11 protein-coding genes are annotated in these 15,916 nt (G+C 54.7%); 6 read left to right on the forward strand and 5 right to left on the reverse strand.

What is annotated here, in order from left to right; all coding sequences use genetic code 11:
* Positions 1-13: 13 nt before the first annotated feature.
* Positions 14-490, forward strand: a complete 477-nt coding sequence (locus ACAW75_RS10415) for an anthrone oxygenase family protein (RefSeq protein ID WP_370728652.1) — start codon at positions 14-16, stop codon at positions 488-490.
* Between the two features lie 151 nt (positions 491-641).
* Positions 642-1,148 carry a GyrI-like domain-containing protein gene (locus tag ACAW75_RS10420; protein ID WP_370728653.1) on the forward strand — a complete coding sequence of 169 codons (507 nt, stop codon included), beginning with the start codon at positions 642-644 and terminating at the stop codon, positions 1,146-1,148.
* Positions 1,149-1,253: 105 nt separating this feature from the next.
* Here the strand turns inward: ACAW75_RS10420 and ACAW75_RS10425 are convergent, their stop codons facing one another.
* From ACAW75_RS10425 to porU2, 3 genes are all read right to left on the reverse strand, one after another.
* Positions 1,254-1,616, reverse strand: coding sequence for a VOC family protein (locus ACAW75_RS10425; RefSeq protein WP_370728654.1), 363 nt, complete (start codon positions 1,614-1,616; stop codon positions 1,254-1,256).
* Between the two features lie 165 nt (positions 1,617-1,781).
* Positions 1,782-2,996, reverse strand: a complete 1,215-nt coding sequence (locus ACAW75_RS10430; protein WP_370728655.1) for a hypothetical protein — start codon at positions 2,994-2,996, stop codon at positions 1,782-1,784.
* The gene (gene porU2, locus ACAW75_RS10435) at positions 2,993-6,340 is read right to left on the reverse strand and encodes a putative type IX secretion system sortase PorU2 (RefSeq protein ID WP_370728656.1); all 3,348 of its coding nucleotides are present in this window, start codon (positions 6,338-6,340) and stop codon (positions 2,993-2,995) included. Before porU2 ends, ACAW75_RS10430 begins: the two co-directional genes overlap by 4 nt.
* Before the next feature lie 325 nt (positions 6,341-6,665).
* On the opposite strand from porU2, the gene ACAW75_RS10440 reads away from it, so the two are divergent.
* From ACAW75_RS10440 to ACAW75_RS10450, 3 genes are all read left to right on the forward strand, one after another.
* Entirely contained in the window at positions 6,666-7,157 is a 492-nt protein-coding gene (locus tag ACAW75_RS10440) for a PadR family transcriptional regulator (protein WP_370728657.1), read from the forward strand.
* A 14-nt stretch (positions 7,158-7,171) separates the two neighbouring features.
* Positions 7,172-9,787: a PspC domain-containing protein gene (locus ACAW75_RS10445; RefSeq protein ID WP_370728658.1), complete on the forward strand. Its 2,616-nt coding sequence runs from the start codon at positions 7,172-7,174 to the stop codon at positions 9,785-9,787.
* 130 nt (positions 9,788-9,917) lie between these two features.
* Positions 9,918-10,439: a DUF4494 domain-containing protein gene (locus ACAW75_RS10450; RefSeq protein ID WP_370728659.1), complete on the forward strand. Its 522-nt coding sequence runs from the start codon at positions 9,918-9,920 to the stop codon at positions 10,437-10,439.
* Positions 10,440-10,514: 75 nt separating this feature from the next.
* Here ACAW75_RS10450 and ACAW75_RS10455 read toward each other — a convergent pair whose 3' ends face one another.
* Positions 10,515-11,240, reverse strand: coding sequence for a universal stress protein (locus tag ACAW75_RS10455; protein WP_370728660.1), 726 nt, complete (start codon positions 11,238-11,240; stop codon positions 10,515-10,517).
* Positions 11,241-11,491: 251 nt separating this feature from the next.
* Between ACAW75_RS10455 and ACAW75_RS10460 the strand changes: the two genes are divergently transcribed.
* A complete protein-coding gene (locus ACAW75_RS10460; RefSeq protein ID WP_370728661.1) occupies positions 11,492-13,423 on the forward strand; it encodes a tetratricopeptide repeat protein in 1,932 nt (643 codons plus the stop codon).
* A gap of 25 nt (positions 13,424-13,448) precedes the next feature.
* Here the strand turns inward: ACAW75_RS10460 and ACAW75_RS10465 are convergent, their stop codons facing one another.
* Entirely contained in the window at positions 13,449-15,896 is a 2,448-nt protein-coding gene (locus ACAW75_RS10465) for a leucine-rich repeat domain-containing protein (protein ID WP_370728662.1), read from the reverse strand.
* Between the last annotated feature and the right edge of the window lie 20 nt (positions 15,897-15,916).

Genomic DNA, 15,916 nt, shown 5'->3' on the forward strand with positions numbered 1-15,916 from the left:
AACCGGCTACTCCATGAGCATTTCCTATCTAGTCCTCTCGTTATTTATCCTGAACCTGGGCACTGCTTTTGGCGCCGGGCTCTACGAAACCCAACTCGTTCTCCCGCACTGGTTCCCAAAAGCTGCCGCGTCTGGTTATCGGGTCGATCCGGAGGCGATGCATCGGCTAGATTCTGGCCGGAAATTCTGGGCCTTCGTTACCACGGTGCCCCTCACTCTTTTAACATTGGCTAATGTATACATGGCGTTGCAGACCACTCATCCCGGGACCACCTGGTGGCTGGCCGCGACACTGATTACACTCGTGGAACGGCTGTCGACCTTCGCTTTTTTTATCCCGACGATCATCCGCTTACAGCGAACCGATCAGGTAACACCAGCTCAGACAAACCGTATGGTCAGCGCCTGGCTTGGGATCAATTACATCCGCAACGGCCTAACGCTTCTTGCTTTCTTACTGGCGCTCAAGGCCTTTTCACTGGTTGCCTAAGCAAGCTACGCCACCGTCGTAACGACTGATCAGTAAGAGGTCCAGCGTTGCTCCTTAATGTTTCTTATATCAGAGTGCTCAGTTTGCCAAGCTGGGCAGTAAACAACCTGATTAACAGCCAGCTATCGGTAAAATCCTTTCATACAGACGTATGCACCCAACAACCGGTAAGCCGTTCAGGCAACCACGAATTGAAACGATCATGGCGAAAACGCTGGCAGGCACGCGACTAACGATGTCTCTGGTGGCTAATAAAACGGGTGAGCTTTGGCGTGCGTTCATGCCACTTCGGCATCTGATCACCAATCGGCTGACAACGGATCTGGTCTCGCTGCAAACGTATCCCCAGCACTATTTCGAGGCTTTCAATCCAGCTATCGAGTTCGAGAAATGGGCGTTGGCGGAGGTAGCCGATACTGCCAATCTACCCAGCGGACTGCTCCCTTTTACGTTGCCAGGCGGGTTGTACGCCGTTTTTCTACATCAGGGAGCCAGCACTGATACCCGCACCATCCAGTACATTTTCACGACCTGGTTGCCAGCCTCCGGCTACGAACTGGATGACCGCCCCCATTTTGAGGTGCTGGGTGCCCACTACAGGAACGACCATCCAGACTCAGAAGAAGAGCTATGGATACCCATCCGGCCGAGAGCCTGAAACCAGTTGATTTTTCCATTTACTACGTACCTGGCCTTCCCGGTTACCGTAGACGTAGTGCCACCGGCCCAGGCCCCTTCATCGCCGATTTGCCTGGCTCCTGCTTTATCCCTTGACATATGGGTTCTGAATGATGCCCAGCGTGTTGCCAAACGGATCGGTTACCGTTGCCACGATAATCCCATCACCTACATCCTGCGGTTCCTGTTGCGCGGTGGCTCCCAGATCCAGTAGTTGCTGCCAAGTGGCGGCCAGATCCGTTACGCCCCAATACGTAACAGGCGTTCCCGACGCAGGTGCTGTGTCAGGGTCTAAGCCCAGCTCGTAACCACCTACATTGAAGCCGACATAAAAGGGTTCGTCGAAATAGGGATCGATACCAAGAAAAGCTGCATACCAGGCTTTCACCTGATCAAGATTAGGGGCGGCGTAAATGGCGGTTCGTAAGCCGAGCAGAGAAGATGACATGCTGGTTAATCGGAGGAGTTAGTACGGAACAAAACTAGTGCGAATCAACCATTTTTCGCTTTGGTCGTCCTTGCTTTTCACCCCATTTAGTGTCACTTAAGAATGGCTCTACCAATCAGCACTATGGCTCATTTACACACCTGCCCCCAGCCTGTATGCAGCCGCTCATCGGGCCCATACCTGAGTGAACTTCTGCCAGAGGTCGGCCTGTGGCAGCAATTGAAGCCAGGAGCAAAGCAACAGTACGGTCCACCAGTAGCCGAGTTGCCGCCGGGCCACCACATTGTGCCAACAGCTGATCCAGGAGGTCAGTATTACCAGAAAAGGAAAGGACGCCGGCGCCATCAGGCGCGCATTCGGGCCACTGTAGGGGCTAAACAGGCGCAAGGCAAACAGCAGGGCCAGGTACGTCCCTGCCGACACGAGGTAGGTCCTTAACAACTGGCGGTCAGTCGGCGACCAGTTGGGAAGTGTGTCGCGCTGTTGGTTCAGACGGGGCCAGATCCACCCGATCAGCAGCCCCTGTAATACTGCACCCAACAGCACCAGTATAACCGACTCGCCTGGAATGAAATCCCGAACGAGCAGCCCTTCATTAATCACCGCCAGTGTTATCAGGGCTACCTTTTCACCGATTGTCTCTGTGGTGTTTACGAAACGCTCGCCACCATAAGGCGAATGGGTCAAGCGGTAATTGAGGTAGAAGTAACCCAGCATGAACGTAATCGAAGCCGCCGCATAGAGCAGATCGGCCCCAAAACGCTTTTCACGGTCTATCTTGTCAATATGGCGGTACGTACCCAATGCCTGCAAACCATACGCGAGCACCACGTACCCACCAACGTACCTGAGGAGGAACAGGCCACTGGTCAACAGGAAGAGTCGGGCAACAAAGCGGTAATGATCGCTTGAACCGGCTCCGGCTGTAACTGGTCGGCTGACAGACCAGAGCCATTCCAGCAGCAGCACCACAAAAACCCACTCCGACCAGGTGTAGGCCAGTAGCCGTAGAAAGCCACCCAATAGGCACACAGACCCGACCCAGATAGCGCGGCGAGCCCCAACCCGATTACGCCAGATCAGCAGAAAAACACCGGTCGATAGGCTATTGAGCAGCTTCGAAGCAACCAGAAGCGACGTTCCTGATGCCTTAGCCAACGTACCTATCAGCAGCGGGTACCCCACGGGGAAAGTCCCCTCCCAACCGCTGGTCACATGACCGTATTGATCTCCATCAAGACCGACCAGCCAGCCGGCAAACGACAGGTAATAGGCCGAATCGGGACTCAGAAAATGAGTTGGGTTCACGTAGCTGAGCCCACCGATCAGGGCACTGATCAAGAGCCACAGGGCCACCAGCCAACCATCTTCCCGCGTCATCGGGCCAGAACGATTCGGCCGGTCAACTGCTTGCTGGCGCTCCCTGCATAGGTGCTATAACCGGGGATATCCAGGCGATAGAGATAGGAGCCCGCCGCCATCGGTGCGCCCGTGTCACTCGTTCCATCCCAAATAAACTCGTTGGTCCCAATCGCTGGTTGCAGTTGAACCGTTCGTACGGCCCGGCCGGTCAGATCAAACAGGTGAAGCGTGACCGGCAGCGGTGGCTGGTTTCCCGTCAGCACGTACCTGATCGTTGTCTGGTACGCAAACGGATTCGGTGCCACTGTAATCGCCTGAACCACGGCGTCCTGCTTCACCACAAACCGGATCGCGTAAGGTTGAGCGCGGTTTCCGCTCAGATCACTCCCGTACACTTCGAGTGTGTAGGTACCATCTGGCAAGGGTTGGGCGGGTCGAAAGTCAAGCCGGAACGTACCTCCTGCGTTACTCCAGGAGGCGTTGCTGGCTGAGATTGACAATCGTTCAAACGGGCAGGGCTGCTGCCCGCATGGCCGTTGCAGGTACAGTTCAAGACCAGAGGGGTCGGTTCGGAGCAAACGCGTGTTTTCGTCGGCTACCAGCACACTGATGGCGGGCTGAGGCGCCACAAAGGCATCGTTGGCGATACGCCGCCCGTCAAAAGCCACTTCAACAACCGGTGCGGTATTGTCAATGTCGAACGGCAGGTTAGCCACCTGGCCATCGCTTTTTACCTGCAATACGTTGTTATCTTTTCGTTCCTCGTCGAACCGGCCATCGGCGTCGGCGTAAAACTCAAAAAACGTACCGGCGATGTTGGTAACGGGCATCGTTAGTCGTAGCGTATCAGCATAGGTAGCCCCGTTGACGGGCTGCTTTTTCTCCTGCAACAGCTGCCCGTTGGCCGCATATTGCCGGACACGCACCTCTGGCCGCTGGCTTATGCCCCGCCCCAGATTCAGCGCAACGGCCGTCAGCGCTACCGTATTGGCCTGCGTTTTCACCTGTATGCCACCATCGGAGAATGCCAGGTCGGGCCGACTAAACGGAAACAGCCGCACCGCCGGATCGCCCTGGAGCGTAATCTGTTCGGCATTTGTTTTGTCATAAATGGAGTTATTCGCCAGCATATACCGCCGAATGCTTTCCACCTGTATCTCACCGAACGGTCTGGCATACCACAGGCTGTCGGTCATCACGCTGTAGAGGTTATCGGTATAGGTTTTCAGCGCACTGGCAAACCCATTGTACGTGTGCGCCAGCGCCAGAATAGCCCCCCGATCGGGCGTGAGCACCCAGTCGGAAATGAACGTTTTCGGACCAAAATAGAAATTACCGGATGCGCAGCCGTTGGCCAGCAACAGGGGATACCGTCCTTTATTTCGATAGCCAAGCCGGTCGTTACTCACATACCCAATGTCGATATCGGCTACGTCGAGGCTAGAGTGACCAAACATCGAGATCATGCCAATGCCCTTGTTGATCTGATCAACGATCGGGATGTTCTCGACCGGATCGTCGGTTTGTTTCGACACGGTTTCGACGGTAGCACTCACATATTTCCGCGAAATGTCGCGGGCAAACTCATCCACGAATGCCCGGAAAAGACTTAGTTCGTAAGCTGACCGGCCACCGCTGAGGTGTAGCATCTTTTTACGCCAGGGTGCGGTGCTGGTAGCGGCCTCGTGTTCTTTCACTTTGTTCAGGTAATCAATGACCTGCCGCGGCTGTGTCACGTTCAGCCGACCTACCGCCACAGCCGGTACATAAGCGGGGCGGCCGTTCAACCCGGTAACCAACGCCAGATCGGAGCCGGGCCAACCACCGCTGGGCACCATATCGAGGCTACCAGCCAACGGGTTTTTCCGAACGCCCTGCGGATCGCGCGACTGGCCGATCAGCAGCAGGGCCTTCGGTGAACCAGTGCGGCTCAGGTAGTCGACAAACCGCCGGATGGCCACCGCGTTGCGTTCACCGTAGCTAAACTGGTTGAACAACTGGTTGATGGTAACACTCAGCGTATCATACCCCCCGCCCGCTTTCGAGGCCCGATAGGCTGCATAGTCTGCCACAGCATTGGGCGACGCTGTTGTTGATACGGCCAGCGACGGATGTGCGACCAGTATGAAACCAGCCTTGGCGGGATTGAGATTTCTGAACACTACCCGCTCTATACCCAGAATAGGCAATGACGCGCTGGCCATCAGCAGTTGCCGGGCCGTAGCGGCCTCCCGAACCACGCTTGTCCAGGTACCACTTGTCAGCGTACTGGCGACCAACGTACCTGAAATAACAGAAGTCTGACCGGGGGTGGTAATATCAAAAACACGACCGGTCATGGGTACGTTGGTCAGCCGCAGCCACAACCGCCCGCCCGGAACAGGGTCGGTGCGAAACTCACGGTAGGTATAGCCACTCAGATCGGTCTGGTGCGGGTACTGCGCTCGCAGGTACGTCATAGATACCTCTTCATCAGCGACTTGCGGGCTAAGACTACAGATTACCCGCCCCCCATCGGCCACATCGGAGGCCGACAGCGGTATAGTCAACGTCAATGGATCGTAATTAACGCTTCTGGCCAGATCAAGTGTACGTGGCCGAACGCTTTGCCCCACCTGAATCTGCACGGAATGTGCCGTTGGCGTTCGGCCAATATATTGCATGGTCAACGTAGGCGTAGCCAGGCTGGTGCTCAGCACTTTCGTCAGCGAAAGGCTCTGCTCATAGCGGGTGGCGGCTTTCACGCTGGTTCCCATCCAGCCTTCTCCCACATCGTAGGCCGTCAGAATCGCCCCGTTGCTGTAGCCAGCACCAAACGGATAGATATTACCAGCCGGGTACTGATCAGTAAACACCCGCAGCTCTTCGGCCCAGACATACGGTTGAGGTGTCAGTGAGCCAGCGTTAAGCTCCGTGTAGACCGCCATTCGCTTACCGGGTTGGGCATCCAGGCGCGCCGTCAGGAAATAGGCGGTCGTGTCGGAATACAAACTGTAATACGGGTGCGGCTGGGCCGAAGCGGGACGGTACAACGCCGAATCCTGCGTACCATCATTGCCATGCCCAATAAATTCGATGTAATCAGTTGCGTCGAACTTCCCGTCGGCTTCACCTTCTACCAGAATCGACTGCTCAATGCCCCGATGGAACAGTTGCAGCGTCTTAGGGTCGAGGCTCGTCAGCGGCCATCCGGCTTTCTGTAAATCACTGAATGTGATCCGGTATAAACCCTTCTGAGCAACGGGGATTTTGTAGTATGTCTGCTGGTAATTGAGCCATTCATTGCCAAAAACGGGCTTCTGCGCATAAGCGGACAAACAGAATGGCAGGCAGAACAGGTACAGGTAGATGGATAGCTTCATACGGTAGGGTCAAAAACAGCAACAAGTTACGGCGAATTGGTACTCAGTGAATGAGCAGTCGGTGATAAAGGGACTGGGCCCGGTGAGCGCTGGCAGGATTTATACATCAGCCGACTGAGTAGCCGATCCCACTGGTATACAAATATCATCCTACGGGCTACATAACTATCCCTTTACTCACTCCCACCAATCGTTTCATTACGTTTCATCACTGTCAATCAACCATTCATACCAAAATACTAATATTTACAATCAAGTACCTTGCATCACAAAGTACCTTATACTATGTTTGTTCCATCCATTGACCTATGACCCACTACGGCTCATGAATATCGAAAACGCGCAGGTCCAGATGCGAAAGGGCATTCTGGAATTCTGCATCCTACACATCATATCGCGTGGCGAAATTTACGCCTCTGATATGCTCGATGAGCTAACCTCGGCCCGCATTATGGTGGTTGAAGGCACGCTTTATCCTTTATTGACCCGCCTGAAAAACGCTGGGCTGCTCGATTACAAATGGGTGGAGTCAACCTCAGGCCCCCCCCGTAAATACTATATGCTCACCGAATTAGGCCGGAATTCATTAGAATCGCTGAACGAAACGTGGCAGGAACTTTCTGACTCCGTAATGCTCATCGTGAATCGGGCGAAAGCAACGGGAAGTGGTATAATCCCTCCTACGCAGACGGCGGTTGATGTGCAGCCCGCCCCAGCGAGTGTGGTTCTCGCGGCTCCACTACCAGACCCCGGCACGCCCGAGTCATCAACCGACTCGGTTAATATTGTGATGCCCGAACCTAAACAAGATCAATAAGCCCCATTTACACCATGAAAAAGACCATCAGCATCAACATCAGCGGGGTGATCTTCCATATTGAAGAAGACGGCTACGAAAAACTGAAAGGGTACCTCCAGTCTATCCAGCAGTATTTTTCGACCTACGACGATAGCCAGGAGATTGTTACGGACATTGAAAACCGCATTGCCGAGAAACTGCTCCAGAACCTGAAAGGCGACGATAAAACCCCAGCTCGCCAGGCCGTAACGCTCGAAGACGTGAACGGACTGATTGCTAAAATGGGTACCGTTGCCGACTTTGAAGCCGTTGAAAACGACGAAGTGCTGGTTACCGGAAGCAGCCGGGCCAAGACTAACCCAACGGCTCCGCGTACCGGTAACGTACCTGGCGAAACACCTGGCGGCACGGCGAAAAGCGAAACGCCCCCCCCGCCCGGCACCAGCTACAACTACAAAAGTGGTACGTATGAATATGCGTATCAGCAAGACCCGAACGCGGGAGCTTCGCAAGCTGCCAACTCGACCGGCAGCCGCAAGCTGGCCCGCGACCTGCGCCACAAAACGCTGGGTGGGGTAGCCGCTGGTCTGGCGCATTATTTCCGAATCGACCCGGTTTGGATGCGTGTGCTGCTGGTTTCCCTGGTGATCGGCCTGCCGGCCGTCGGCAATGGCTTCTTTGACGACAATGGTTTTTTTGGTTCGCTATCCGGCATGACGATTATCGCCTATATCCTGCTCTGGGCCTTTCTGCCCGGCGATTCAACCCTTGAAGCAGAAAAAGGCATCCGCAAATTCTACCGCAACCCCGACAACAAAGTACTGGGCGGTGTAGCATCGGGACTGGCGGCTTACTTTGATATCGAGATCAGCATCGTCCGGATTGCGCTGGTCGCCAGTGTGTTCGTGGCCGGCTTTGGCATTCTGGCCTACATTGTCCTCTGGATGGTAGCCCCCGAAGCGCGTAGTCTGACCGAGAAAATGGAGATGACGGGCAAACCCATCACCCTGAGCAACATCGAGAGCAGCGTGAAAAGCAATTTGACCGTTTCAGAAACGGCTCCGGAAAGCGGCCTGACACAACTGCTGCTCTTTCCATTTCGCGCTATAGCGGCCATATTTTCTGCGCTGGGCAGGCTGTTTGGCAAGACCCTGGGTGGTTTGGGCACCGTTATTCGGGTGCTGTTCGGGCTGCTGATGCTCCTGGTTGGGTTCAGTTGCATACTGGCCTGCCTCACCGTCTTTGGCGCTGGCATCGGGATCATGTCGGGTACCAACTTCGGCGATGGCGACGGCATCCCTCTGTCTCTGCTACGGGAAGATACCAGCTTCCTGACCCTGGTGGCGGGCTTCGTTTTTGGGTTCCTCCCAAGTCTGGCGCTGGCCCTCACGGGTCTGATCGTCATCACCCGTAAGTCATTCCTGACCGGCAACACGGTCCTAACGCTTCTAGCCGTCTGGGTCATCAGCGGCGTCATTCTGGCTACCACTATTCCACAGATCGTTGGCGAATTCAATCGGGGAGGCAAAGTAGAGACCGCTACCATTTTACGGCCCACCGGTACACCTACGTTCAGTATCAACGACATAGACAATGACAATGAGTTCCGCACCCGGCCACAAATCGAATTACTAGGCTACGCTGGCACTGAGATCAAGGCCGTCATGGAAGCATCGGCCCGTGGCCGGAATCGCGACCAGGCCGAAGCGAATGCCCGCGAAATACACTATGTGCCTGTTACCAAAGACTCGCTGCTCGTGTTTAACGATGCCTATAATCTGCCCGAAGATGTCCGGTTCCGCAACCAGGAGCTGCACATTCAGGTGTATGTACCTTATGGCAAGCCGTTCCGCATGACCGAAGAGTTTGGCCGGTATATCAGCAACCGCTTCGATGATCAGGAACTCAGCAATATGCCCCGGAACCTTTGGCAGTTTACCGCAGCAGGGCTAACCGGCGTTGGCTTTGAGCGGACACTCGATCAGGACAACGATCGCTCGGATGACGATGATGATGGCGAAAATGAAGACGATGTGGATGTGGATACCAACGGTGAACTGACCAGGCCGCTGCTGCCCGGTTCCAGCTCCGCTACCGCCGCCCCGACTACGATCTCTATTTCAGGAAACTTCGGTGTACGGTTCCAGAAAGGCACCTCTGTTAAAGTAGATGGCGACGGCAGCGAAGAAGGGTTAAACCGCGTAACGATCACGAATGAAGATGGTAATCTCCGGATCGAACAACGTAACAGTGAGGGTCACAGCGAACGGCTTGGCCTAACCATAACCCTGCCCACTCTACAGGTGCTGCGCTTATCGGGCCAGTCCGAAGCACGCCTGACAGAATTTGATGCGCTTACTGCCTTAACGCTCGACCTCTCGGGCAATAGCAAAGTGTTTGTGAAAACAACGGCCCAATCCATCACGACCGACCAAACGGGTGCGTCGCGGGTTGTTCTACGGGGCAAAGCCAGTCAGGTAACCGCCACGCTATCAGGTGCCAGCCGGTTACAGGCCAGTCAGATACGTATCGAAAAGGCCGATGTTAACGCATCAGGCGCCAGCGTTGCCCGGTTGGGTGAAGTTAAAAACCTAACGAAAAAGACCAGCGGTATTAGCCGAATCAGGCAGAGCAACGACCGGGATTGAGTACCTTTACCATGGTGAAGGGTTTTACAGGACAATGGCGTTGCCACTCACCTTACAACGGTGTCCGGGCAACGCCATTGTCCTGTAAAACCTGCCCGGAAAACATACGTATAAACTCTCTCTACTGCTTATGCCAACCTGGTTTATCGGCAAAATACGCTACCAGCAAACTGATGATTCGGCCGCTGTTGATACCCGAAAAGACGGGTCAGCGGAAGCGCCTAAACTGAAAACCATCAACGAAACGTACCTGATCGATGCCGTTTCGTATACCGATGCCGAAGCCCGACTATACCGCATCGTGGCCGACAACACGCCCGATTTTGAGATCACGGCGATTCGGCCCATGCGCCTGAGCGACGTTTTCCACATGGAAGGCGGCGACAACTGGTATAAATGCAAGACGTTCTACATGACCGAAGACGATAAAGGGCGGGCCAAAAAGGTGTTGAGCACCATGCTCATCAACGGCGCCAACCTGCGCGAGGCGCATCAGCGGCTGGTCGAGAACCTCAGTTCGATGCTGGTACCTGTAGAAATCACCGACATTAACCTCACCCCAATTCTGGAAGTAGTGCCACACGATGCGCTTGAGGCCGACATCCCGGCCAATCTAAAGCCACTGGCACCGGTTGAGGCTGCGACCGTATAACAGGTCCAGTTCCACGAAGAAGGGCCATTTCCTATGCAGGAAATGGCCCTTCTTCGTGTCAGGCTATGGCTGTCCTTACGCTGCTTCGTGGTACACCAGCACCGGTACCGTTGATGAGGACAGTAGCTTTTCGGTCGGATCACTCCCCATGAGTCCGCCCAGAAAGCCGGTCTCTTTGCGCTGGATCACAAATAAATCAGGCCTATTCTCGTCTATCTGCTCGGGCGTGATCACCGTCAGATGTGCATCGAAGGCATCAACGATCGTAGCTGTCTGCTCAGTAACCATCTGCTGCGTAATATTTTGTTGCAGCACATAAGCGATCGACCGAAAAGCTGTTGGTGCCGAACGCGCTTCATGCTCACCGTCTGGAATGAACAGCACCGGGCAGGGAGCCTCCCTGGCCAAATCGTCGGCCGCGCTTCCTGCCAGCCGATCAAAAAAAGTAGCGATGGTGCTACGCTGCGTAATCAGCAGATCGGGGGCTAATTCGCGGGCAGCCTCCACGATGCTATCTTCAACGCTCCCAACCCGCCATTCGCCAATAACGTCCAGGCCTTCGCTGCGGAATTTATCGACAAGGGTATTCAGGTGTTTCTGGCTGATCGTCTCCAGATCCAAGGTTGCCAGTGAACCTATCCCGGGATCGGCAAAGGTGGTTAGTGACGTATCGGCAACAACAGGCTGATAGACGTGCAACAGAATAACGCGGGCCTGCCAGGCGCTGGCCATCAGGTGTAGATACGAGCGTGTCGACGGCGATTGGTCGAATAAATCGGTTGGAAAAAGTATCGTTTTCATACGTAGTAAGTATTGTACGCAACTGTAATTGAGTCAAACCGATTGATACAGTTTGGGATTTAATGGGCTCAATCGCCTGCTGTAAGCGTACCGATCAGCTGCGCAATCGTTCCAACTCCTCTACAGCCGTGTTCCATTCAAAGGAAGTAAGCATCTACTCAACTGCCAACTCACCGGATAGTTATGTATCTCTATTGTAAACTGGCGGCTGGCACGTTACTTGATTGTAAGCAGGCAAACCCATCCGTTCCATGAAGACCCGAACAGCCCCTCGTCCTTCATCGCCCGCGCCATCCGGTCAACAGGCTATCCCCCTTAGCGTAAGTACCCAGCGCGTGGGCTGGTACTGGTACCTGACTGTCGCTATCCTGACCACGCTGCTCCTCTACCTGCCTTCGCTCCGTCATGGCCTGACGAACTGGGACGACCCTGAGTATATTACGAATAATCCGCTGCTCGATTTCAGTAAGACGCCCCTTTCAGCCTACCTGAAAACGGTCATTTCGGGCAACCTTCACCCGCTGACCATGCTGTCGCTCAGCCTCGACTATGCTTTAGGCGGCAGCTCACCCGAACAGTTTCACCGCACAAATCTGCTGTTACACCTTCTGAACGTGGGACTCGTGTTCGGCTTCGTCTGGCAGCTGTCAGACGGCCGACCGGTTGTTGCCTTTTTAGTGTCCCTGTGGTTCGGTATCCATCCCATGCACGTTGAATCGGTAGCCTGGGTGGCCGAACGGAAAGACGTACTATACGGCTTTTTCTTTCTTCTTGCACTCATCACCTATTGGCATTTTTTGTCGGGGAAACGTAGACTTTATCTTGGTCTAAGCCTGCTCTGTGGCCTGCTGGCAAGTATGGCCAAGCCTGCTGCGGTCATTTTACCAGCCGTTCTGGTGCTGCTCACCTATTGGCAGGCACGCCAACTGACTGGCAGGCAACTACTGCCAGTCATTCCCTTCCTGCTCCTGGCCGGGTACATTGGCTGGCTCACGTTGCAGGCACAGGCAGCGGCGGCGGCCATCAACGATGAGTATTCACGCTGGGAACGTACCCAGCTCGGCGGCTATGCACTCATTAGTTACCTGATAAAGTTTGTTTGGCCCGTCGACCTGTCGGCGCTCTATGGGCGGCCCAGAGCCGGTATGCCCTTTCCGGCGGTTTACCTGATTTATACCGGCCTGAGTGTCACCTTGCTGGCCTCGCTTGCCTGGCTATACCGGCGCTCGTCGCTCTGGTTTTTGGGGTTGGTGTTCTTTACACTGAATCTAGCCCTTACCCTACAGGTGATCAAAGCCATAGGTAGTGCCGCCTACGCCGACCGATACACCTACATCGCCTATATCGGGTTGTTTTTCCCGATCGCCATGCTGCTCGACAGCCTGTGGCAACGTACCCAGCCGACCGGACGTAGCTGGAAGCAGTTGACCGTCGGGGCCACGCTCGGGGTATCCGTTGCCCTGGGCTGGTTAACCGTACAACGAATAGCCATCTGGAAAAACACGGAGACGCTCTGGACCGACGTGCTAAAAACGGACCCATCGTCGGCCACGGCCTACAGTAACCGAGCGCTGTTCTACGAACAGAACGGCCAGCTGGAAGCGGCGCTCACCGATTATGACATGGCCGTCAAATCGGATCCGAAACCGCTTTTCAGGGCCAATCGGGCGTATCTGTTATCAAAACTGAACAGGCCATCCGAAGCAGAGGCTGATGCTGATTTTCTGCTGGCCCAAAACCCCGAGAATGTTGTGGCGCTCACGATCAAAGGCACGGCCCTGGTGGGGAAAAACCAACCCCTGGCAGCCATCGCCTACCTGGATCATGCCTACCACCTCGACTCAACGTACCTGAATACACTAGTAAATTTGGGAGCGGCTTATTTTACCAGTAAACAATACACCAAGGCCACACAATTCTATCAGAAAGCCATTGCCCGCGCCCCCGAAAACGCGCAGTTTATGACGAACCTGGGCGCAACCTATCTGCAAAACAAACAATATTCGGAAGCAGCAGCTACCTGCGAAAAAGCCATCGCCCGTGATCCGGCCAATGGCATGGCGCATGTATACGCCTGCTATGCCCTTGTCAAATCAGGCCATATGGCCGAAGCTCGTCAGCATGCCGAACGGGCAAAAGCACTGGGCCAGTCCATCGATGCAACCATTATGCAAGTCTTGTAAATCCGGTAAGCGCGTCTTTTACAATTCATTTGGGAACTTCATTCTTCAATGCGTCGGCGAGTTGATTCCGACCGATAAAAACCCGGTTCTGTATGGTGGGCAGATTGGTTTCCGACACATTTAGCTGCCGCAAATTTGGCATCGTAAGCAGGGCTGCCGGTAACTGGCTAATCTGATTTTGCGACAGATTCAGGTACAAAACCGGCAACTGTTTCCAGGGCACATCAGTCAGGTCTGTGAGGCCGCAGTTGATCAACGAAAGTCCTTCCAGCGCCGCTAACCTGGTGGCAAGCTGTAGGGCTTCAACGCCGTCGAACCGCTGCTGATGCTTCACCGTCAGGGAAGTTAAAGCCGTGCAGGAGACCAGGCTGGCTGGCAGGGCAATCAGCTGGCCTCTGCCTTGTCCGGTCAGTGAATCGGCCTTTCCGGCTACTGTCAGACTAGCCAGTTGACGCAGTTGACCAATTGCCTCTGGCAATCCGATAAAGCGATTGCCCGCGACCGATATATCGTTTAGTTTCTGACAATCAACAAGCTCACCGGGCAGCGTCAGCAATCGATCACTCTCGACCGCCAGGCTTTGCAGCGATTGCCACCGCCCAATCTGTTCTGGCAGTGATTCCAACTGCGGAAGTCGCAGCTTGATCGATTGTAGCTGATTCCAGGCACCAATTGACGCCGGTAACCGGGCGATCGGGTTATCCTGCACCGACAGACTGGTGAGCGACACCAATCCACTGATCGACTCCGGCAGTGCCCGAAGCTGGTTGGCGCCGATGGTCAGGCTACGCAGCCGGCGAAGCTTACCAAGGCTGCCCGGCAACGTAGTCAGTTGATTCTCGCCCAGTACCAGCGTCTCCAGGGAATCGAGCTGACCGATCGTTTCAGGCAAGGCAGCCAGCGGGTTGTTGTCTAAAAGCAGCGTACGCAACCGACGTAACGTACCCAGCGAGGCGGGCAATTCGGTTAGCTGGTTATCGCTCAGGTACAGCTCGTTGACATGCGAAAAACCACTGGGAAAACGACTGATCTTATTCCAGAAAGCGGCGATAATCGTCAGATCTGGCAGCTTACCCAGTTCAGCGGGCAACTCCGTCAGCTGATTCATGGCTACATTTAACCGACGGAGCTTACTTAGCTGTCCCATCGAAGCGGGTAACTGCGTCAACTGATTGGCGTCCAAGGCCAGGACCGTGAGCGACGTAAGCTGCCCAATAGCGGCTGGCAGTTCGCTGAGTTCGCATTTGCTCACACTTAACCGGCTCAATTTAGGCAACCGGCAGAGCCCGTCGGGCAGGCGGCGTAGTGGATTATTGTCGAGAATCAACTCATTGAGTTCCTTCAACTGGCTGATTTCATCAGGTAACGTACCCAGACCAGCGTCTGGCAATGACAGGTAGGTTAATCCTGTGTTGGCCAGTAGACCAGCTGGCAAAGTCGACAAGTCGGTATAGGCTACCGACAGTCGTTTGAGCGACGTTAATCCCGCCAGGGTTGAATCAAGGGAAATAGTAGTTGGAGCCGGTTCGGTAGCTGGCTGACCGGTTGCGGTTCTTCTGGGAGGGTTTTTAAACCGGTTGGTCAGCGTCAGTTCTTCCAGCTGCTGTAACCCTCCCAGTCTTAGTTGGCTCAACGCCATACTGGTGATGGCCAGCCGGCGCAGGGTAGGCATGTGCGTTAACCCAATATTGAACTGCGGGACATCGGGATCTGTGATTTGCAGGTCGGTCAGATTCGCCAGACCCTTAAAGGCTTCCGTGTAACTCCGGGTCGCCATTCTGCCTTCGATCGACAGTTTTCGCAGGCGATGCAGTCCGCCAAGCGCGATAGGCTCATTTTTTATCGCCATGTCGATATACTGCCTGATCGTGAGCGACGTAAGCGCCGGCAACTGTTCAGCTACACGAATGGCCTCTTCGGTCTTCACCCCTTCCAGGATAATCATTTCTGCAACGGACCGCAACCTTTCCCAACCTGTTGCAGCCAACCGTTTCGCGTATTCCTTCGTACCGAAAACGGTTTCACCCTTGGCGTTTTTTACGAAGGTGTATGAACGTGGCGGGGTAAAACCGCCTAACTCAACTTTTGTCAACGTTGGCCACGCAGCCAGGATAGGCAACAGCGAATCGCCCATGACGCTATCTGCCAGCATGACCGACAGGCTATTCGCCGGCGGAACCGTGCGCAACGCTCGCCAGTCAGCGGCCGTGTTTTGGTCGAGTACCAGCGACAGGTGGAAGGATTGCGCCGGACGATGAGCTAGTTTTTCGGCCAGATCGGTCCAGGAACTGTAGTGAATAACCGCGGAGTTAGCCATAAACGGTGTGCTCAGCGAGGGTTGTGGCACATACCAGACAAGGGGCTGATTAACTGCCTGTTGCGCCATAACACCCCCTGCCAGGCAAATGAGCCATACACCCAGCAGGTACGTTCGCATGTAACGCAGACAGTTGTGACCACGGTATCCTTGCATAGCTTTGTACGTTTACTGAC

This window comes from Fibrella arboris (assembly GCF_041321095.1).
GTDB lineage: Bacteria > Bacteroidota > Bacteroidia > Cytophagales > Spirosomataceae > Fibrella > Fibrella arboris.

Coding starts and splice junctions, on each gene's coding strand:
- ACAW75_RS10465 (WP_370728662.1), bottom strand. CDS start 15,896: ATGCAAGGATACCGTGGTCACAACTGTCTGCGTTACATGCGAACGTAC.
- ACAW75_RS10450 (WP_370728659.1), top strand. CDS start 9,918: ATGCCAACCTGGTTTATCGGCAAAATACGCTACCAGCAAACTGATGAT.
- ACAW75_RS10440 (WP_370728657.1), top strand. CDS start 6,666: ATGAATATCGAAAACGCGCAGGTCCAGATGCGAAAGGGCATTCTGGAA.
- ACAW75_RS10415 (WP_370728652.1), top strand. CDS start 14: ATGAGCATTTCCTATCTAGTCCTCTCGTTATTTATCCTGAACCTGGGC.
- ACAW75_RS10425 (WP_370728654.1), bottom strand. CDS start 1,616: ATGTCATCTTCTCTGCTCGGCTTACGAACCGCCATTTACGCCGCCCCT.
- ACAW75_RS10455 (WP_370728660.1), bottom strand. CDS start 11,240: ATGAAAACGATACTTTTTCCAACCGATTTATTCGACCAATCGCCGTCG.
- ACAW75_RS10430 (WP_370728655.1), bottom strand. CDS start 2,996: ATGACGCGGGAAGATGGTTGGCTGGTGGCCCTGTGGCTCTTGATCAGT.
- ACAW75_RS10445 (WP_370728658.1), top strand. CDS start 7,172: ATGAAAAAGACCATCAGCATCAACATCAGCGGGGTGATCTTCCATATT.
- ACAW75_RS10420 (WP_370728653.1), top strand. CDS start 642: ATGCACCCAACAACCGGTAAGCCGTTCAGGCAACCACGAATTGAAACG.
- porU2 (WP_370728656.1), bottom strand. CDS start 6,340: ATGAAGCTATCCATCTACCTGTACCTGTTCTGCCTGCCATTCTGTTTG.
- ACAW75_RS10460 (WP_370728661.1), top strand. CDS start 11,492: ATGAAGACCCGAACAGCCCCTCGTCCTTCATCGCCCGCGCCATCCGGT.